General features: G+C 32.3%; 15 protein-coding genes. 12 read left to right on the forward strand and 3 right to left on the reverse strand.

Annotation, left to right across the window (positions count from 1 at the left end; all coding sequences use genetic code 11):
• Nucleotides 1-68: 68 nt before the first annotated feature.
• From JE46_RS10965 to JE46_RS11005, 9 genes are all read left to right on the forward strand, one after another.
• Complete coding sequence (locus tag JE46_RS10965; RefSeq protein WP_031455324.1) at nucleotides 69-1,178, forward strand: FecR family protein; 1,110 nt, start codon at nucleotides 69-71, stop codon at nucleotides 1,176-1,178.
• Nucleotides 1,179-1,367: 189 nt separating this feature from the next.
• Entirely contained in the window at nucleotides 1,368-5,078 is a 3,711-nt protein-coding gene (locus tag JE46_RS10970) for a SusC/RagA family TonB-linked outer membrane protein (RefSeq protein WP_031455325.1), read from the forward strand.
• Between the two features lie 11 nt (nucleotides 5,079-5,089).
• Nucleotides 5,090-6,568, forward strand: a complete 1,479-nt coding sequence (locus JE46_RS10975; RefSeq protein WP_031455326.1) for a RagB/SusD family nutrient uptake outer membrane protein — start codon at nucleotides 5,090-5,092, stop codon at nucleotides 6,566-6,568.
• A 15-nt stretch (nucleotides 6,569-6,583) separates the two neighbouring features.
• On the forward strand, nucleotides 6,584-7,447 hold the full coding sequence (locus JE46_RS10980) for a zinc-binding metallopeptidase (RefSeq protein ID WP_031455327.1): 864 nt from the start codon (nucleotides 6,584-6,586) through the stop codon (nucleotides 7,445-7,447).
• Nucleotides 7,448-7,481: 34 nt separating this feature from the next.
• Entirely contained in the window at nucleotides 7,482-8,828 is a 1,347-nt protein-coding gene (locus JE46_RS10985) for a DUF4302 domain-containing protein (protein WP_031455328.1), read from the forward strand.
• A 266-nt stretch (nucleotides 8,829-9,094) separates the two neighbouring features.
• The gene (gene fabG / locus JE46_RS10990) at nucleotides 9,095-9,841 is read left to right on the forward strand and encodes a 3-oxoacyl-[acyl-carrier-protein] reductase (protein ID WP_031455329.1); all 747 of its coding nucleotides are present in this window, start codon (nucleotides 9,095-9,097) and stop codon (nucleotides 9,839-9,841) included.
• Nucleotides 9,842-9,927: 86 nt separating this feature from the next.
• On the forward strand, nucleotides 9,928-11,955 hold the full coding sequence (locus JE46_RS10995) for a hypothetical protein (protein ID WP_031455330.1): 2,028 nt from the start codon (nucleotides 9,928-9,930) through the stop codon (nucleotides 11,953-11,955).
• Between the two features lie 123 nt (nucleotides 11,956-12,078).
• The gene (locus JE46_RS11000; protein ID WP_031455331.1) at nucleotides 12,079-12,975 is read left to right on the forward strand and encodes a LysR family transcriptional regulator; all 897 of its coding nucleotides are present in this window, start codon (nucleotides 12,079-12,081) and stop codon (nucleotides 12,973-12,975) included.
• 74 nt (nucleotides 12,976-13,049) lie between these two features.
• Entirely contained in the window at nucleotides 13,050-14,015 is a 966-nt protein-coding gene (locus JE46_RS11005; RefSeq protein ID WP_031455332.1) for a YeiH family protein, read from the forward strand.
• 56 nt (nucleotides 14,016-14,071) lie between these two features.
• On the opposite strand, the gene JE46_RS11010 is transcribed toward JE46_RS11005, so the two are convergent.
• Nucleotides 14,072-15,031, reverse strand: a complete 960-nt coding sequence (locus JE46_RS11010; RefSeq protein ID WP_031455333.1) for a hypothetical protein — start codon at nucleotides 15,029-15,031, stop codon at nucleotides 14,072-14,074.
• A gap of 181 nt (nucleotides 15,032-15,212) precedes the next feature.
• On the opposite strand from JE46_RS11010, the gene JE46_RS11015 reads away from it, so the two are divergent.
• Nucleotides 15,213-16,214: a zinc dependent phospholipase C family protein gene (locus JE46_RS11015; protein WP_031455334.1), complete on the forward strand. Its 1,002-nt coding sequence runs from the start codon at nucleotides 15,213-15,215 to the stop codon at nucleotides 16,212-16,214.
• Between the two features lie 64 nt (nucleotides 16,215-16,278).
• Here JE46_RS11015 and JE46_RS11020 read toward each other — a convergent pair whose 3' ends face one another.
• Complete coding sequence (locus JE46_RS11020; RefSeq protein WP_031455335.1) at nucleotides 16,279-16,911, reverse strand: MCP four helix bundle domain-containing protein; 633 nt, start codon at nucleotides 16,909-16,911, stop codon at nucleotides 16,279-16,281.
• A 212-nt stretch (nucleotides 16,912-17,123) separates the two neighbouring features.
• Nucleotides 17,124-19,220 (reverse strand): LTA synthase family protein, encoded by a 2,097-nt coding sequence (locus JE46_RS11025; protein ID WP_031455336.1) that lies wholly within the window; start codon nucleotides 19,218-19,220, stop codon nucleotides 17,124-17,126.
• A 205-nt stretch (nucleotides 19,221-19,425) separates the two neighbouring features.
• Here JE46_RS11025 and JE46_RS11030 point away from each other — a divergent pair, with 205 nt between their 5' ends.
• Both JE46_RS11030 and JE46_RS11035 read left to right on the forward strand, forming a co-directional pair.
• Nucleotides 19,426-20,088 carry a response regulator transcription factor gene (locus JE46_RS11030; protein WP_031455337.1) on the forward strand — a complete coding sequence of 221 codons (663 nt, stop codon included), beginning with the start codon at nucleotides 19,426-19,428 and terminating at the stop codon, nucleotides 20,086-20,088.
• Nucleotides 20,089-20,091: 3 nt separating this feature from the next.
• Nucleotides 20,092-21,483, forward strand: a complete 1,392-nt coding sequence (locus tag JE46_RS11035) for a HAMP domain-containing sensor histidine kinase (RefSeq protein ID WP_031455338.1) — start codon at nucleotides 20,092-20,094, stop codon at nucleotides 21,481-21,483.
• Nucleotides 21,484-21,755 lie beyond the last annotated feature (272 nt).

Here is a 21,755-nt window from a genome sequence, read left to right on the forward strand (position 1 = left end):
AAAATCATAAATCAGTGAGTATATAATAAGAAAACTGTCCTCTATGTTTTTGTAACCTTATTTCATAGATGCAAAAACGTAATTATTATATCGAAATTGAAGATTTTTTAGCCGATCAATCATTTCAATTGTGGGTTTTGTCTAAAATTGATGAGCAAGGCTGGGAAGAATGGACTTTAGAAAATCAGCAACGAGCAAAATTAGTAGAAGATTCCAGGCTTTTGTTGCTGGCGATGAAAGTACCTGTTAAAAAAATTTCTTCATCAGAACTTACTGATGCACTGCAATCGACCTGGGTTAAAATTGAAGAAAAAGAAAAAGACAATAAAACCACTAAACATTATCCAGTTAAATATTTAAGACATTACTGGCTTGGAATTGCTGCTACTTTATTTTTTGGTTTTTTATCGATTTGGTTTTACCATGTTCAATTCGATGTAAGCCATACAGTGGTTACCTATAAAGAACTTATTGAAGATAATAGCGAAGGACTTGTTGAACAGACGAATAATTCTGACAAACCGCAAATAATAACTTTGTCTGATGGCAGTTCGGTTTTATTACAGCCAAATAGTAAATTAAGTTACCCTAAAATTTTTACAGGAAACGAAAGAAAGGTTTATTTATCCGGGGAAGGTTTCTTTGAAATTAGTAAAAATCCCCAAAAACCTTTTCTTGTTTATGCTAATGAAATTATTACAAAAGTCGTTGGTACTAGTTTTCGGGTAAGAGCTTATTCAGACCAACCAAATCTTGAAGTTCTTGTTCGCACCGGTAGAGTAAAGGTAAGTTCAAATGAGTTGATAGGAAATTCAAAACAAGAAATTGTTTTACTACCTAATGAAGCTTTGCGTGTTTTAAGAAAAGATTTAATTTTTAATAAGATAACCAATATTACTGAAGACAAAACATTGGTTAGCAGTGTCGGTAATATTGAACAATTAAGTTTTGAATTTACGGATATTCCAGTAGAACAGATTTTTAAAACAATAGAACAAGCATATTTAGTTGAAGTTGATTTTCCTAAAGATAAATTAAAAGATTGTCATTTAACAACTTCATTAAGTGATCAGCCATTATCAGAGAAGCTTAAAATTATTTGCAAAAGCATTGGAAATGATACCAGTTTTGAAATGAATGGAAATCAAATTACAATAACCTCACAAGGCTGTAATTAAATTTTTAATAACCAGATTTAATAGTAAGTATAAATAAAATTCATTGTTGCCTATGTGAAAATATATAAAAAGTGCCGAAATGCTGTAACATATCCGACACTTAATAAAGTTAAATGACTCTCTGTAAAGAGTTATTTATTGCGTTTCTAAAATACCCTTGAACAGTATTAATCAAAACAAACCAAAATTATGAAAAAACCAGTTGTTAAACAACGATTACTCCATCGAATCATGAAAATAACGCTATTTCAGTTCGCCTTAGCACTTGTGTTTTCAAGTGTTACCATGGCAAACAGTGTGAATGGACAAAGAAAATTAGATACGAAAGTTACCATTGCAGTTGAAAATTTAAGTTTGGATAATACATTGTCTAAACTTGAAAAGTCTGCACACGTAAAATTTTCATACAATTCCAGATTACCACAGCTAAATCAAAAAGTTAGTCTTGAAGCTAATCAGGAAACTTTAGAAAGTATACTTAGCCGAATTTTAAAACCATTCAATATTACTTATTCAGAAATAAGTAATCAGATTATTTTACAAAAAAAAACAAAATTAGATGGTTTTAGCAGCGATGAGTCTCGTAATCCATTATTCGAAATTTTATCGGCTGGTCCTATTATCAGAGGTAAAGTAACAGATTTAAGTGGTAGCCCATTACCTGGAGCTACTGTACTTGCAAAAGGATCAAAGATATCGGTGCTGACTGATTTTGATGGAAATTTTTCTATTGAGATGCCAACTAACAGTAATAGGTTACTAATTTCTTATGTAGGTTTCGAAACTAAAGAAATTGGAATAGAAAATACTTCTCCAACAATTGCCTTAACAGAAGAAGGACAAAACTTAAAAGAAGTGGTCATTACTACAGGTTATGAAAAAACTTCTAAAAGAACTTTTACAGGAGCTATAAGTAAAATTTCGGGTTCTGAACTTAAAGTAGACGGTGTAGTGGATATCAGTAGAATGATTGAAGGTAAAGCAGCGGGGGTAACTGTTCAGAATATTACAGGTACTTTTGGAACAGCACCAAAAATTACAGTACGTGGATCATCATCTATTTTTGGAGATACTAAACCATTATGGGTTATTGATGGAGTTGTTCAGGAAGATATTATTAATGTTTCTGTAGCAGACTTGGCCTCTGGAAATTCCGAAACATTATTAAGTTCTTCGGTTGCGGGTTTAAATTCGAATGACATACAAAGTATCGAAATTTTGAAAGATGCATCGGCAACTTCTATATATGGGTCAAGATCATTAAACGGTGTTATTGTTGTGACTACAAAACAAGGACGAAGAGATTCTCCATTAAAGGTCACTTATTCAGTTGAAAATTCAGTAAGAACTGTGCCAAATTATAATCAATATGATATTTTGAATTCTCAGGAAACAATGAGTATTTTAAAAGAGGTTGAAGCAAAAGGGTTCTTAGAAAGACCATTAACAACACAAGGACGTTATGGCGGGGTTTATAATATTCTAGAAAGAGCTGTTTCTACCTATATACCTGAAACAGATAGTTATTTAGTAAATAATGATCCGGCTAGTCGTAATGCTTTTTTAAAAAAATATGAATTAGCAAACACAGATTGGTTTAAAACGTTGTTCAGACCTTCAATTACCCAAAATCATTCCTTAAGTTTTTCAGGAGGTGGAAAAAACAATACATTTTATGGATCATTAGCCTATTATACTGATCCGGGTTGGAGTATTGCGGATAATGTTAAACAACTTTCGTCCAATTTAAAGGGAACTTTTTATGTTAATGACAGATTGAATGTTACGCTAACGACACAAGCTTCTATTAGAGATCAGGGGGCTCCTGGAAGTTATGATAGTGAAAAGGATGAATATTTTGGAACAACTACCAGAGCTTTTGATATTAATCCGTTCAATTATGTGTTAAATACAAGCAGAACTTTAAGACCTTATGATGACAACGGTAATTTAGAATATTACAGAAACAATTGGGCACCAATAAATATCTTAAATGAATTACAGAATAATTTCATGGAGATTAAGGTAAAAGATATACGTTTTCAAATGGATTTAGATTATAAAATAAATCCTTATTTGACCTATAATCTGACTGCAGCTGCCCGATATGCTAATACAAGCAGAGAACATAAAATTCTTGAAAATTCGAATATAGTAGGTGCTTATAATGCTGCCGAAACAACAGTTGTCAGAGATGAAAATATTTTTTTATATCAGGATCCTGATGACCTGACTGCACCAAAAGTTTCAGTTCTGCCAAATGGGGGAATGCTTAGAAAATTTACAAATGATTTAACATCTTATAATATTAGAAATAGTGTTAACTATAGACGTACATTAAATGATAAACATGAATTAGAAGGTTTGTTTGGTACCGAATTAAGGTCTTTAGACAGAAACAGTGATAATTTTACTGCTTTTGGTGTGCAGTATGATAAAGGTCTTACCGGTTTTACAGACCCAAGACTATTAGAAAAAATCATTACAGAAGGGGGCTCTTATTTTGGTTTTAATGAAGAAAGAGAAAGAACAATGGGATTTTTTGGAAAAGTAGGATATACTTATGATCGTCGTTATACAGGATCTCTTACAGGGCGTTATGACGGATCAAACAGACAAGGAAATAGTGATTCTTCAAGATGGCTTCCTACTTATACTTTTAGTGGAAAATGGAATGTGAAGGAGGAAGATTTTATGCAAAACGTTTCTGTAATAAATAATCTTGCTTTAAGAGCATCTTATGGACTTACCGCTACAGCGGGGCCTGCTACAAATTCATTGGCTATTTATAAAAGTTTTATTACTGACCGTTTAAATTTAGATGACAGAGAATCTGGTATTGAAATAGATGAACTTCAGAATGGAGATTTGACTTGGGAAAAACAATTTGAAACCAATTTAGGTTTTGATCTTGGAATGTTTAATAACAGGATACAATTAACAACAGATATTTACAGCCGAAAAGCATTTGACCTGGTAGATTATGTAGTGACATCCGGAATAGGAGGACAAAAAATAAAACAAGGAAACAATGCCGATATGGAAACAAAAGGTCTTGAGATTAGTTTAACAACTACTAATATCAACGCTAAAGATTTTAAATGGTCAACTAATTTTAATTTCTCAGTTTACAACCAGGAAGTTACAAAGTTAGGAAATCAGCCTACTGCTTTTGATTTGATTGAAGGAACCGGAGGAAATGCATTAGGACGCCCAAGAAACTCACTTTTTTCGTATCATTTTACAGGTTTAAATAATCAGGGTTTACCAACATTTCAAATGAAAGAAGGAGAAACTGATAATATTGCAGGTGCTAATTTTCAGGACACTGAAAATGTTACGGACTATTTAAAATATGAAGGATCAATTGAACCAAATAAATCTTTCGGTCTTTCAAACACTTTTACTTATAAAAACTGGTCATTATATGTTTTTGTAGTAGCATCTGCCGGAAATAAAGTCCGTTTAAATCCGATATTTGATAGTGAATATGATGACTTAACAGTATTTACAAAAGATTATACAAACCGTTGGATAAATCCTGGCGATGAAAATGTTACTAATATACCTGTAATAGCAGATAAAAGATTAATTGCTAATTATGATGAACAGTCAAGAGATCTTGAAATTGCTTATAATACCTATAATTTTTCGGATGCACGTATCGCAGACGGAGATTTTGTCAGATTAAAAAATGTATCCCTAAGTTGGGAATTTCCTAAAGATTTCAAGAAAAAATTAGGATTATCGACTTTCACGTTAAAAGGTTCTGCGGTTAACCCATTATTGATTTATTCAGATAAAAGACTAAATGGTCAGGATCCTGAATTTCGTAATACAGGAGGTGTGGCATTACCGGTTACAACACAATATACATTTACATTAAACATTTCATTATAATTTATAGTATTATGAAAAAAATAAAAATAACACTATCACTATTGTTACTTATAAGTATCAGTAGTTGTGATGAATTCTTATCAGAAACTCCGGATAATAGAACACAAATAGATACACCAGAAAAAATAACTGAATTGCTTGTTAATGCTTATCCAAAAGGTTCTTATATGGAGTTTGCAGAAACAATGTCGGATAATGTTTTTGATAGTGCTGATCCAGGTTTGTTTGAGCCCAATAACACGCAAAATTATAATTGGGAAATGAATGAGGCAGTGGATACAGATACTCAGGCAAATTATTGGGATGCTTGTTATAATGCCATTGCACATGCAAATAAAGCCTTGCAGGCTATTGAAGAATTAGGCAGTCCGGCTAGCCTTAATCCACAAAAGGGGGAGGCATTATTAGCAAGGGCGTATGCACATTTTATGTTGGTTACTTTTTGGGCTAATCGTTATAATCCGGCTACTGCTGATACAGATTTAGGAATACCATATGTAACAGAACCAGAAGATGTATTGATCAAAAAGTATAAAAGAAATTCTATGGCAGAAGTTTTTTTATACCTGGAACAAGATATTGAAGAAGGGTTAAAATATGTGACAAATGAATATAAACAACCTAAATTTCATTTTAATGTAGAAGCAGCGAAAGCTTTTGCATCCCGTTTTTACTTAATTAAAGGAAATTGGGCCAAAGTCGTTTCGCTTTCAGATCAATTAGCAGCTAACCCTGATGGAAAGCTGAGAAATTACGAGTCCTATTTAGCATTTGACTTTAATACACGTCTTAGGGTTTATGGTGAAGCAACTGAAGAAACCAATTTATTAGTAACCTCTGCTCAATCATGGTATAAAAGATCTTTTTACCAAAATAGATTTCAGCTTACAGGAGCCAGACAAGATGAAATTGTAGGAGCTTCGACTAATCTTTTTAATAAAAATTGGCTTTTCGATATTTTATCGTATAATGGCCAGATTACAGTTTTTGTGCCAAAATTTGATGAATATTTTAAATATACGAATCCGAATGCAGGTATTGGAAATGGTTTTGTTTCACAAGTATTAATAAGCAACAATGAGTTTTATCTCAACAGAATTGAAGCTCTTGTTATGCAAAATAATTTTGCCGAAGCAAATATTGAATTACAATATTACTTATCGACAATCACTGAAGGATTCAATCCTGCAACAGATATTGTAACAAATGAGTTAGTTGTTGATACCTATCCTGTAATTCAAAATGAATATACACCGTTTTACAATACTTCAGATGAGCAAAAATCATATATAAAAGCAATTGCGCAGATTCGTAGAGTAGATTTTATTCATGAGGGAATCAGATGGTTTGATATTAAACGTTTTAATTTAGAAGTTAGACATGAAATCTATAATAATCCAACAAATATCTTGACCAAGAATGATAAGCGCAGAGCGTTACAAATTCCATTACATGCATCATCAAATGGTGTTGAAAAAAATCCAAGGTAATATAAAATATAAAATATGAAAATCATCAAAAAATATAGAATTGCAATTTTAGCATTAGCTTTTATTGCCTTTAGCGGATGTTCTCATGAAGATTTGCTAAAAGAGAGTCAGTTAGATTTAAGTAACCCTGTTCAAACTGATTTAGATAAATGGATTACAACAGCTTATTTGAATCCTTATAATATGAAGGTTCAGTATAAGTGGAATCAAAATACAGTTGATTTTAATCGTTATTTATATCCACCTCAAGAAGATAAGGTAAAACCGGTACTGGAAATTATTCAAAAAATTTGGTTAGAGAGTTATAAAACCATTGCAGGACCGGATTTTGTTAAAAAAATAGCACCCCGAGAAATTGTATTGGTGGGTGGTGTGAACCTAAATTCAACCGGAACCATTACTTTAGGTTTGGCAGAAGGTGGACAAAGAGTTACTCTTTTTGAAACAGATTATGTGGATAAAACAGATAGAGAAAATGTAAAAAGGTTTATTCATACCATACAGCATGAATATATTCATATTTTAAATCAGACCAAGCCTTACGATGAAAAAGCACTGTCTAAAATTACACCTTCCGGGTATACCGCAAACTGGTACGCATCTAATGATGCCGTAGCAAATGAAGAAGGCTTTATAACTGCTTATGCAAGATCCAACATTAATGAAGATTTTGCAGAAATGGCCTCTATTATGCTTATTAATTCTAAAGCTGAATATGATGCAATTTTAGCAGGAATTGATAGTGATGAAGCAGTGGCGGCAATTAGAGCTAAAGAAGCTATTGTAGTTAAATATTTCAAGGAAGCCTTTAATTTAGATTTTTATGCTTTAAGAGATGAAGCTGAAAAAAATACCACAGCGGTTGTTAATGGTAATTAAAATTAGTTAAAAAATTAATTTAACAAGAAACATCATGAAAATAAAAAATATATTTAAGTTTCTAATTTTTGCTTTTATAGCAGTACAATTAGGTTCTTGTACCAATACAGATGCAGAACAAAAGTTTGATCAGACGCCAACGGAAAGATTAAATGCTCAGAAAAAAGAATTGAGTGATTTATTGCTGACATCACAGTATGGCTGGAAAGCAGTATATTTTACAGATAATACGCAATTGGGAGGTTTTACCCATTTATTCAAATTCTCTAGTGATGGAAAAGTAGAAATGGCTTCTGATTTTGATGAAGATACAGATTCGTATGTAAGTGATTACAGTGTAGAACTTAGCAGTACGGTAAGTTTATTGTTTTCTACAAAAAACAGAATTCATCTTTTATCAGACTCAAATAATTTTCCAACTGCAGCATTAGAAGGTAAAGGATACAAAGGTGATTTTCAGTTTTTGTATTACGGCCAGGAAAATGGGGACATCATTTTTAAAACCAATAGAAGTTTTCAGGAATTAAGATTCGTAAAAGCAACCGCTGATGACTGGAATAATTTATCTGAGAACATTATTATGGCAGAAAATGTTGTAGGAGGAGATGATCGTCCATTGTTTAGAATGTTAGAAACGAATGATGGTACAACAAAACACCAATTAGATTTTGTTTTTGATGAAGCTCCTCGATTCGCAACAGCAAATTCTGTAGAAACAGGTTACAATATGAGCTACAACATGGGGATTGCTTACACGCCAACAGGAATCACTGTTAGTCCGGCAGTAGTAGTTAAAGGTCAAAACTTAACTAATTTTGCTTATAATGAATCCGATGGAAGTTTTACTGCGACTGGAACTGGCGGAGTGAGCGCAACTATTAAATATACAAATAAGCCACTCATCCTGACAGATGATTATAAGGTATTATTAGACGGAAATCCTTTCAAGGTCTATGGATATATTTCTCCTTTTTTAACAAATGCTCCTACAACATCTACTTTATGTAGGTCTTTGTTAAATGAGATTAATGCAAACTTGCCTGCTAATCAGCAATTAACAAGGGTACAGCTTTATTTTAATGATGGAGGATGGAATTACATTGAATACAGATTCTCAGGAGGAAGACCAACACTTTACCACAATGTGACTACGAGCGAAAATGCTGTAGATAAAACAATAGTGTTAACTCATGATTCATGGCAGACTGCAACAGCATTAATTCCGGCACCAGCCTTATTGAAAAAAATTGATGATGAATTAACAAATTCTAAAGGTTTATATGTTAAAAGAGAAAATTTTAAAATTACTTACAGCAATGTTATTTGGACATTTACCAGTGCTAATAGTAATTTTAGAATTACTACATATGCATTAAATTAAAAATATAGTTTAATTTTTATATAGGAAAAGCAGTTCATTTTGGACTGCTTTTTTGATTTGTATCACATTTAGGAAGATTTGTTTTTTTATGATATTAAAATGTTATTGTAATTGTTATTTTTTTAAAAAAAGGAATTTTTCTATATTTGACGAGTCGTTTTTAGCCCTGATAGAAGCGGTATCCTTTTTTAGCCGCTTTTTGCGGATAATAAAGATATAGCGGATAGCAGGATTAGCTACAAATAATTATAAAATTAATTTTTAATATGAAATTACTAGAAGGAAAAGTAGCCATCATTACAGGCGCAAGCCGTGGAATAGGTAGAGGAATTGCTGAGGTTTTTGCTAAGCACGGTGCCAATGTGGCCTTTACATACAGTTCATCTGTAGAATCTGCTCAGGCTTTGGAGGCGGAATTGAACGGTTTGGGAGTTAAAGCAAAAGGGTATCAGTCGAATGCAGCAGATTTTAATGAAGCGCAGACTTTTGTTGATGCTGTTCTGGCAGATTTTGGAACAGTTGATATCTTGATTAACAATGCCGGTATTACAAAGGATAATCTATTGATGCGCATGTCTGAAGCTGATTTTGATCAGGTGATTGATGTCAATTTGAAATCGGTTTTTAATATGACAAAAGCAATTCAGAAGACTTTCTTAAAACAACGTGCAGGTTCTATTGTGAATATTAGTTCTGTGGTTGGAGTTTCAGGAAATGCGGGACAAACGAACTATGCAGCTTCAAAAGCAGGTGCAATAGGTTTTACAAAATCAGTAGCTTTAGAGTTGGGTTCGCGTAATATTCGTTGTAACGCAATTGCTCCGGGATTCATTGAAACCGAAATGACGGCAAAATTACCTGAAGATGTAGTAAAAGGATGGAGAGACGGAATTCCGTTAAAACGTGGTGGAACTACTGAGGATGTTGCTAATGCATGTCTTTTCTTAGCATCTGATATGAGTGCTTATGTTACCGGACAAGTGCTCAATGTTTGCGGAGGAATGCTTACATAATAAGTTGATTTTTGATGGTTTGTTGTTTATTGTCCTGCAGCCATAAACTATAAACAAAAAACTATAAACCATAAACAAAATAATATATGACTACAAACACGATTCTATTAGTATTACTTTCTTTAGTAATAGCTGGTGGATTGTCGTACTTTCAATATTTTTATAAAGCCAAAAGTTATTCGAATGTGAATATGCTTTTGGCTTTTTTGCGTTTTTCAATCATTTTTGGATTATTGATTTTACTAATTAATCCTGTAATGACTAAGAATTCGCTGGAAGTAACCAAAACCCCTTTGGCAATTGCGGTAGATAATTCGAGTTCTATTACCGCTTTGAAATCTGATAAAAAAGTTACTGAATTGTATCAGAAACTGATTTCGGATCCAGCCCTTCAGGATAAATTTGAAATCCAGTCTTATCAGTTTGATACCGATTTTAAGCCTTCGGACAAGTTTGATTTTAAAGGAAAACAGACCAATCTGGATGAGGTTGCAAAGAATTTAAAAAGCATCAATAAAAACCTGATTTTTCCAACGGTTATCATCACCGACGGAAATCAGACTACAGGAAACGATTACGTATATCGTTTTGATCCTGTCAATAAAGTGTATCCTTTGGTTGTGGGAGATACAACCACTTTTTTTGATTTAAAAATCAATCAGTTAAACGTAAACAAATACGCTTTTCATAAAAATAAATTCCCGGTTGAAGTTTTTCTGCAATATGCAGGTAATAAAGCAGTAAACGCCGATTTTACAATTTCGCAGGGAAATTCTGTTGTAGCAAGAGAGAAAGTTTCTTTTTCTCCCTCTAAAAAAACAGCATCTTTAAATCTATTGTTACCGGCTGATAAAGTTGGGCTGCAAATTTTCAGAGCCAATATTTTATCTAATGTAAAAGAGAAAAACAGTTACAACAATATCAAGAACTTTGCAGTTGAAGTAATCGATCAAAAGTCAACTATTGCGATCGTTTCCACTATAAATCATCCGGACATTGGAGCTTTGAAACGTTCAATTGAAACAAATGCACAGCGCAAAGTCATTCTGGCAAAACCTAATGAAATTGATAAATTAAATGATGTGTCAGTTTTGGTTTTATATCAGCCAAATGGATCCTTCAAACCTATTTTTTACAACAATAAACTGGCCGGAACAAATAGTTTTATCATTACCGGAAACAATACCGACTTTAATTTCCTAAACCAAAAACAGAATAATCTGGTTTTTAAAATGAGCGGTCAAAGAGAAGATTATTTAAACGAATTTCAGTCGCAGTTTAATTTGTTTGCGATTGAAAATATTGCTTTTGAAAACTTTCCGCCATTACAAAATCTATTTGGAAGTATTACAACCAGTGGAAATGTATCGGTTTTGCTTTCGTCTAAAATCAGAAACGTTTCGACCAATGCGCCTTTATTGGCTTTCGCCGAAAATCAAGGCAAAAGAACTGCTTTTCTTTTAGGAGAAAACAGCTGGAAATGGCGTCTGCAAAGTCATATTGACAATCAGTCGTTTGAAAAATATGATGTTTTTGTAGACAAGATCATTCAGTATTTGGCAACATCGGCTTCAAAAAAATCATTGGTTGTAACGCATGAAAGTTTTTACAATTCGGGAGAGGCTATTGTAATCAATGCGCAGTATTTCAATAAAAACTATGAGTTTGATGAAAAAGCCAGATTAACCATCACGGTTACAAATGCAAAAACGAAGAAAATCAAAAATTATGATTTATTAAAAGGGAACAATTCTTTCTCGGTCAACTTAGACGGTCTGGCTGCCGGAAAATATAATTTTACGGTAAAAGAACTAAATTCAAATACTTCGTATGCAAGTCATTTTGAGATTTTGGATTTTGATATCGAAAAACAATTTGTAAATCCGGATGTTCAAAAACTGAAACAATTGGCATTGCAAACCAATGGAAAAGCCTTTTTCGAAAATCAGGCAGATGATTTGATTCAGACACTTTTAGAAAATGCAGCATACAAATCGATAGAGAAAAACATCTCTACTAAAACACCAATTATTGACTGGGTTTGGTTGTTGGTTTTAATTGCTGTTTTATTGACAACGGAATGGTTTATTAGGAAGTATAATGGGATGTTGTAGTTTATATTTATTTTATCTCAGTGAAACTTTTCGAAAGCTCTGTGAATCTCAGTGAAATAATTATAACACAAAGTTTCTCAAAGATTTCACAGAGATTCGCAAAGAATTTAAAAATAAGTAATAATGGATTTCAGGCTAAAAGTTTTCTATACTGTTGCACTCCGCCTTAATTTTACTAAAGCGGCAACAGAATTGTACATTACCCAGCCAGCCGTTTCAAAACACATTCAGGAACTCGAAGAAACTTATAAAACCAAGCTTTTTGAACGTAACGGTTCTAAAATAGCCTTGACTCCGGCAGGAAAAATTCTTTTAGAACATACCAAAAAGATATTCGAAGTTTATCGCGAAATCGACTTTGACATGAGTTCGTTTCACAACGAGCGTCAGGGGTTGCTGCGTTTAGGTTCAAGCACCACCATTTCACAATATATTATTTCGCCTGTTTTGGCAAGATTTCATCAGAAACAGCAGGACATTAAAGTCAATTTGCTGAACGGAAATACCGAACAGATTGAAAATGCCTTAATCAACAAAGAAATCGAAATCGGAATTGTAGAAGGGCAATCTAAAAATCAGTCGATTAAATATGTTCCGTTTATAAAAGACGAACTGGTTTTGGTTTGCAATACCCAAAATCCTTTGGTAAAGCAAAATGAAATTTCACTGGAAGATTTAAAAGAAATGAAATTCATCACCCGCGAGCGTGGTTCAGGAACACTAGAAGTTATTGAATATGCTTTGAAACAAGTAGGTGTAAAATTATCCGATCTGCAAATCGAAATGCAGCTGGGAAATACAGAAAGTATAAAATCATATCTGTTGAATTCAGACTGTTTTGCTTTCATGTCAATACATGCGGTAGACAAGGAGCTTAAAAATAATGAATTGATAGTTTTAGATGTAGAGAATTTAACGATCGAAAGATACTTTTACATCATTACATTACTCGGGAAATCAGATGCTTTATCGGAACTGTTTATTCAGAATATTTCGTCTTATTATAACCTGAAGTTATAGTCGATTGTATTTTACGATTGGTGTTTTTAAAATAAAGGGCAGAACTTTGCAGGGTAAATATCAAGTATCCTATTTTGAAAACACAACAACATACAGCGTCCCATTTAATAGATGTTAATCTTTTTCTTCAGCAAATTATTTTTGGTGCAGTAATCCTGTTATGTGTGTTTTCAATTATTTCACCGCCAATTGCTTTGCTGTTAGGGGTTTTTATTGTAAATGTTTTTGGAAACCCGTTTTTAGAATTCAATCATAAAGCAATCACTTTTTTATTGCAGTTTTCTGTAGTAGGCTTAGGTTTCGGAATGAACACTTCATCAGCGATTTCAGCTGGTAAAGAAGGTTTTTTGCTGACAGTCCTGTCTATTTTTAGCACATTAATTTTCGGTACACTTTTAGGGAAATGGCTTAAAACCGATAAAAAAACTTCTCACTTAATTTCGTGTGGAACTGCAATCTGTGGAGGCAGTGCCATTGCGGCTATTTCGCCAACAATCAAATCAAATGAAAATCAGACTTCTATTGCATTGGGGGTGATTTTTATTCTGAATTCAGTTGCTCTGTTTGTGTTTCCGTTCATTGGGCATCAGCTTGATTTATCCGAGAAAGATTTTGGATTATGGTGTGCTATCGCGATTCATGATACCAGTTCGGTAGTAGGAGCGGCCAATAAATATGGTACCGAAGCCTTGCAGATTGCTACAACTGTAAAATTGGCAAGAGCGTTATGGATCATTCCTATTTCGATTCTGACAGCAATTATTTTTAAAAATAAAAACTCAAAAATTAAGATTCCGTATTTTATCGGATTGTTTATTTTGGCAATGCTTTTAAATTCTTACGTGCCTCAAATAGCTGTTTTTACACCAAATGTCGTTGGAATTGCAAAAATCGGTTTAATCATTACTTTGTTTCTGATCGGGGCAACTTTAAATAGTAATGCTTTAAAATCAGTAGGAGTAAAGCCATTATTGCAGGGCGTGTTGCTTTGGATATTCATTGCAGGTTTAGGTTTGATGTCGATTTTATATCTTAAATGATTTTTTTCATTTACTTACTTTAAATTAAACTTTTAAAGTTAGGGTTGAATGGAGTATTACTTAATATTATAGTACTTGACAACAGGTTTACCAACAATAGTGTACCATTTACCATCAAATGAAAGGCGTTTTTCAATAGTAAAATTAAATTGTTTTTTCGTTTTAGCCATTTCGCTTAATTCCTTTGGCATTTCTACTTCAAAGTCTTCTTCAGTTCCTTTCGCTTTTTTATAAAATCCGGTGGTTGTAATGGTAAAATCCCTAAAAAACTTTTTCTTGCCATCATTGACAACCTTGTATGTACTGGACCATTCGGTACTGCCTTCCGCATTATTAGAAAGTCTGTAATCTCCCAGTTCCATTAAAGTCTGGTATTTTCCATTAAAACCTACGATAAGATATAGGTAGGCATTATAAGGTCCGCCAGCGCCTCCGTTGGCATGTATCAACGAAAAAGCATATTGATCTTCACCAATTTCAACAAGTTTCAAAGCAGGTATATGAGAGAAAGCACCAAAGGCAGCAATTGCTGGTTGATACGACTTCATTTCCCAGACACTTCCATTTTTTGCAAATTTGGCTAATCCTAAAAGGCCTCCGCTAAAACGCCCTGTCTGTGATCCATCGGCATCATAAACAGAATGATTAAAAACCAACATTTTGAATTGATTTCCTTTTGAATCTGTATAATTAATTGTAGTATCAAGTCGTGTTGCAACACCTTCCGCATAAGGAAATAATGGATCTTCTTCAACTCCATTAACATCCGTGTAGGTTGTGGGTTTACAGGTATTGCATTTCCAGCTTATAAAAGTGTTGTATGAAGACTTCTTGTATAATCTTCCGGGAAATAACTGCTGCATGGTTTTTATTCCATTCAGAGGATCGGATATTTTTAATGTTCTTTTAGGATTTAGAATCGTATCACTAACATTTTTTAATTGTACAATATCATCTTGTGCAGAACTAATTGAAATGAATATCAGTGAAAAAAGAATAGAGTGAATTAGGCGCATACAGCAATTTTCAAGTAAAAATAGTACAAAATTATGAAATAACTTCATCGTGAGTTAAATGTAAATTTATATTATTTAAAAGGTTTTAAAAATCATAAAAATTAAATTAACACAATATTAATTAGTATTTTTTTGAATTATCTTTAAAAGAAATAAATTTGCAGTTCAAATAAAACTTCAAATGAAAAATTTTAAAATGAAACCAAAACTAATTGCTTTTTTTGCCATTGGAATTGGATTTTTGACCTTATCCTGGGGAATTGTGGGACATGAACGCATCAATAAAGCTGCTGTAATGGCACTGCCTCAACAATTACAAGTCTTTTTTTATAATCATATTGATTTTATTACACAGGAAGCTTCTGTTCCCGATATTCGCAAATATGCCTTAAAGTATAAAGATGAAAACCCAAGACATTATATTGATCTTGAAAACTTTAAAACACCAATTGACAGTTTACCTAAAACACTGGACGAAGCAACTAAAAAGTACGATATAAAATTCCTGAACGACAACGGAATTTTACCTTGGTACATTGAAGACATGATGACCAAGTTAACCAAAGCTTTCAAAGAAAAAAACAGAGCCGAAATCTTATTTCTTGCTGCAGATTTAGGTCATTACATAGGAGATGCGCACATGCCATTACATACTTCTGCCAATCATGATGGTCAGTTAACAGATCAAAAAGGAATCCATTCACTTTGGGAAAGCAGGCTGCCTGAGCTGTTCGTTAAAAATTATAAATTAAATGTTCCTGAAGTGCAGTATTATGATGATGTTCACAAAGCAACCTGGGACATGATCAGAGATACACACAACTTGGTTGAGCCACTATTGACAGTTGACAAAAAGCTAAGAACTTCAACTCCAGAAAACCAGATTTTTGTTGTAGATGCTGAAGGCAAAATTGTAAAGAGCAAATACAATTCGGCTAAATTCTCAGACGAATATGCTGCTAAATTGCACACGGAACTAAACGGAATGGTAGAAAACCAGATGAAAAAGGCCATCACAGCAACTGCCAGTTTTTGGTACACAGCGTGGGTAAATGCAGGAAAACCTGATTTAAGCGATTTAGATTCGAACGAACTTACAAAACGTAACAGCAAAGCTTTAAAGCAGGATTTGAAGTTATTTCAGAAAGGAAATCTTTTCGGAATGCAGAATCAAAATGATTAAGGATTTTATCATAATTCAATAAAACAGAAAGCCTGTGAAATAGAACTTCACAGGCTTTCTGTTTTTAATTAAGACTCGGTGATCCCGGAATTTTAATATTTCTTTTATGCTTTTTTATAATCAATAAGTAAAAAGTAATTCCACCCAAAATAATCAGCAAAGCAATCTCCAGCTGCCCAAGTGTATTGTTACCGCTATGCATCGCATTTGCACTTGCGAGTTTGACTTTTCCTTCCTTTACCTGAATTTCCGAAAGCTGATTCAGTGTGTTTAAAGCCTTGTCGCATAGAGGTACAATATGATTCCAGTTTTTATTTTGCACATCTCTACTAATTGCAGAACAGGAAGCCAGAAAATTGTCAAAATGAATTTTTTCCTTCGGGGTCAAAACCGTTTTAAAGTACAAATCATCAATTGTATGTATTATTTTCAGGGCATTTTTTATTTCGTCATTTTTCGTTATATCATTTAAATTCTCTTTCTGTGCTTCCGCTTTTATATAGTGAAGCTCATTTGCATATTGAAAAATATAATAGGCCACAACGAGTCTGTCATTATAAATAGTGTTGATATTTTCGTTGACATTTTTAGAATTTCGAAGCGTATTAAAGTTACTTAATACAATAATCAGCATTACAATCAGTAAAATAAAAGCGGCTTTTGCCTTGTTGCTGTATTTCTTTAAAACCTTCTTCATTATAAATAATGATAATGATTGATGTATAGCTGTTATCTAAAAAGATACATAAAGATAAGGTTTTAGAATACAGTAATTTAGAATATATAAAACATTTTTTTAAGGAGATGTTCCTGCTGTTCGCTGTGTTTTTTGCACAACCGTCTCAAAAAAAGGGTACACAAAAGGATGTCGCTTTCATCCGGGCTTCGGGTTTCATATAGTAAGAAGATTTATTGAAATTTCTGATATTCTTTTCGTTTCAAAATATCAGAAGCTGTCTGGTAAAATGAAATGGTTTGATTTATTAAATCGGTTCTTTTGTTTTTTAGAGGTTTCTCTTCGTAATGAATCTGATATTCTGGCGAAACACCTTTTTTAGGAGTTAAAAACAGTTGATATTGTTTTACCTGCTGTTTTGGTGATAAAATAGTCAGGACATTATCCCTGATCATTCCTAAATCCTGATAGGTAGCAATAAATGCTCTTGGCTTATAATCTGATTTTAAAACATCCTGACCAAAAAACTTGCTTTGGTAATCGAAATGCAATAATCCGAAAAGCGTTGGCATAAGATCAATTTGCGACATTAGCTTTGTACATTTTTCAGGTTTGATTCCCGGAGTGTAAATAAAAGCCGGAATTCTGTATTTATCCATTGGTAATTCCGTTTTTCCTGCGCTTGATGCACAATGATCTGCAACAATTACAAAAACAGTATTGGTAAACCAGGATTGTTTGCTGGCCATTTCAAAGAATTTTCTTAGCGAATAATCAGTATATTTTACCCCTCCGTCACGGGATTTTATATCGCCGGAAATGTCAATCTTATTATTAGGATAAGTAAAAGGCCTGTGATTGCTTACTGTCATAATATGGTTAAAAAAAGGCTTATTTTCTTTAGCTTCAGCACTCATAACCTTTATGGCTTTATTGTACATATCTTCATCACATACGCCCCAAACATTAGAAAATGTGATTTCCCCGGATGTAAAGCTTGATTTGTCAACAATTTCATATCCATTTCCTGAATAAAAATCCTGCATATTATCAAAAAAAGCATCGCCGCCATACATGAATTTTACATCATATCCTTTTTGCTTAAAAATAGCACCGGTTGAGAATTTATTCTTATTGTCTTCTCTTTTCACCACGCTCTCACCAGCAGTTGGAGGAAGGCATAAAGTTACGGCCTCAAGTCCGCGTACAGTTCGGTTTCCTGCAGCATATAAATTGGTAAACTGCAGGCTTTTTTGCGCTAAGCTATCCAAAAACGGAGTTATGTTCTTTTCGTTGCCATACATTTTCATAAATTCAGCACTATAACTTTCGATAGTAATAAGAACCACATTTTTATGATTTTCTACGGAATCACTTTTTATTTTCTGAATTGAATTTTGACCTGAAATAGTAGGAAATTGCTGTTTTAATAAGACAAAAGATTTTTCTTTTGGAAGTGTTTCGTAAAATTTAAAATAGTCTAATTTGTTATTCTGAAAAGCCAAATAAAATTTATAGATGCCATTAGACTGCAATTCATTAACAAATACATTTTTTGAGTTTTCTGTTTTAGACAAGGTTGGAATTGCAACTAAGGAAATTAAAAACAAGACAATATAAATTACTGAAATTTTAAGTTTAGTTTTAAAATTTGGAATTTCATCAATATAAATTCTTGACTTTTTCAGAATAAAATAAGTAACAATACCGGTTATCAAAAATAAGGCTGTGAATATTGGAATTACAGGATAAGACTGCATAATGTTTCCGATAACTTCATTGGTGTAAATCAGATAATTTACAGCGATGAAGTTGTATTTTACACCAAATTCATTCCAGAAGAAAAACTCACTTATTCCATTTTGCAGAATTAATAAAACATATAGAAAAATAACAAAGGAAAACAACCAAAATCTGATTTTGTTTCTCAATTTTGGGACAAATAAAAGTAAACCAAATAAAACGGTTTTGATCCCGATAAAAATAATTGCAATCCTTGGTAATCCACCTCCGTACTCGTCTAAAATACTTTTGCCTGAAGCAACATACAGAAATAAAATGGTATAACCCCCCAGAATAATATATCCGGACGGTTTATTATATTTGGAATTTGAGATAAAAATTAAATAAAGCCATAAAAAAACACTGGCAATTACAAAGACAAAAAAATCTGACAATAATCCTAAACCAAAGATTTTTAGGCTTTCAGTAAAACTGAATGAGCTCTGTGTTATGGGATGTAAAAGTAAAACAATCCGCAGTAGGAAACTGATAATAAAATAGAATAAAGCCAGATTGTAAAATGGGGAAAGTTTCTTGTAAAATATCATGTATTTTTTTTGTAAAATTAATTTTGATTGATTAATTCCAGATTAAGAAAAACTATTTCCTTCCTTAGAGTATTCTTAAAGTTTACTTAAGATGACTGCATTTTTTTATTGTGATGTTTTTGAACATTTATACCATATAAAATTTTTTATCTTTGATAAAAATCAATTATAAATATATAAATAAAATCTTAATAAAAAAAATGAAATGCATATTTTAATAGTTGAAGATGAGCTGGGAATTATTCAGTTTTTGAAACAGGGTCTGGAAGAAGAAGGATATGAGATAACTACTGCCAGTGATGGTTTAATAGGTTTTGAATTGACTCAAAACCATCAGTTTGATTTGATTTTGTTAGACTGGATGCTGCCTAAAATTAGTGGTTTGGATTTATGTAAAGCTATCAGAATTAAAAATCGTAATACCCCAATTATTTTTTTGACAGCAAAAGATACAGTTCAGGAAACTATAGAAGGTCTAAAAGCCGGAGCTAATGATTATATCAAAAAACCGTTTAGTTTTGAAGAATTAGTAGAACGTATAAAAGTTCATTTCAGAGTTCAAAAAGATTCAGAAATATTGACTTTAGGAACTATTAAAATTGATTTATCGAAGTATACCGTTTTAAAAAACAATGATGAAATTTCACTTACACAAAGAGAATTTGAATTGTTGGTTTATTTGATTAAAAATAAAGGAAAAGTATGTACCCGAAACCAGATTTTAAAAGATGTCTGGGATATAAATTTTGAATATGATACCGGTGTTATTGATGTTTTTATGAACGCCATCAGAAAAAAACTGAAATTAAAAATTGAGGAAGATTACATCAAAACAATCCGTGGTGTTGGATATATAGCAAATGATTAAAGAATGACACAGCTTTCTTTTAAAAACAGAATTGCCTTAAATTACATTATTACAACCGGTTTGTTGATCCTGGTTGTTTTTTTTACGCTATATTATATAGTGAAACATGCTGTTTACAGTCATATTGATACTGGTATTAAGGTTGAACTTCAGAATCATTTTAACGAAATCAAAGTTGTAAATAATGCTGTAATCCTGGTTGATGAAGAAGAATGGGAGGAACGTGAACATAATACGGTAGATATTAATCCGGTTTTTGTTCAATTTTTAGACTTAGACAAAAAAATCTCTGAAAAATCACCAAATCTTAAGAATAAAAGACTTGTATTTCATGAAAATGTAGAAAATTTTAAAATATTTGATGCAAAAATTGGAGCCAATACAATTCGCCAGGTTCAGGCACCCCTGATTGTTCGATCTAAGAAAATAGGGTACTTAATAATAGCAATGTCGTTAAATGATTCAATATTAGTCTTGGATAGATTATTCGATATTATGATAATGGCTTTTCCTATAATTTTGTTAGTACTGTTTTTTATTGCACGTTTTTTTGCAGGCAGAAGCATAAAACCTATAAATGCAATTACCAGTATATCAGGAATGATTACAAAAGATAATTTAAAATCAAGGATTCCTTTGCCTAAAAAACATGACGAATTGTACACACTTTCAGAAACCATAAACAGCTTATTAAATCGAATTGAAGATGCGATTGAACGTGAAAAACAGTTTACTTCAGATGCCTCTCATGAACTAAGAACACCTTTAACAGTCATAAAAGGAACTCTAGAAGTACTGATTAGAAAACCACGGGACCATAAGGAATATGAAGAAAAAATAAATTACTGTATTAATGAAGTAGATCATTTAAATATATTAGTTGATCAGCTTCTCATGCTGGCCCGTTTCGAGAATCAAAAACAAAATATTTTACGGGAGTCTGTTTATTTGAATGCATTGATTTTGGATGTTATAACCTTAAATTCAGAAAAAATAAATAACAAGAAAATCAATGTGAAATTTAATGCTGAAGAAGATTTTTATATCAATTCAGACAATTATCTGGTAGTAACCATTCTTAGAAATATTATTTCGAATGCTGTCAAATATACAAACGAGGGCGGTGAGGTATCTGTTTCTCTTTCTAAACGTACCGGGAAAATAATTTGTAAAATTTCAGATAACGGAATAGGAATCGCCAAGGAAGATTTAGAGACCGTTTTTAATCCTTTTTTTAGATCAAATTCATCTCTACACCCTGAAATTAAAGGAACAGGATTAGGATTGTCTATTGTGAAACGTTTTACAGAATTGCTCCATATTACATTTCAAATGGAAAGTAAAATTAATACCGGAACTATAGTAATTTTAGAATTTAACGAAGAAATGAAATAGTATGGACTTATAAAATCTGTTAAAATAATGGCTAAATCTTTTTTTTAACAATAAACTACAGTTAAGTTAAAATAAAAATTGCTTTTTTATGAAATTAACCTGTATATTTGCAACCGAATCAAAGAATAAAAAAAACAACCAACAATGTTTAGAAATCAATTACATCATCATCATTTTCATAATTGCTCTCAGGCGATGTGTTAATGTATGGATGTAAATCATCATATTTTAAAACCCGTTTGAGTACATCAAACGGGTTTTTTATTACCTAT

The sequence above is a fragment of the Flavobacterium chungangense LMG 26729 genome (assembly GCF_000735715.2).
Classification (GTDB): domain Bacteria; phylum Bacteroidota; class Bacteroidia; order Flavobacteriales; family Flavobacteriaceae; genus Flavobacterium; species Flavobacterium chungangense.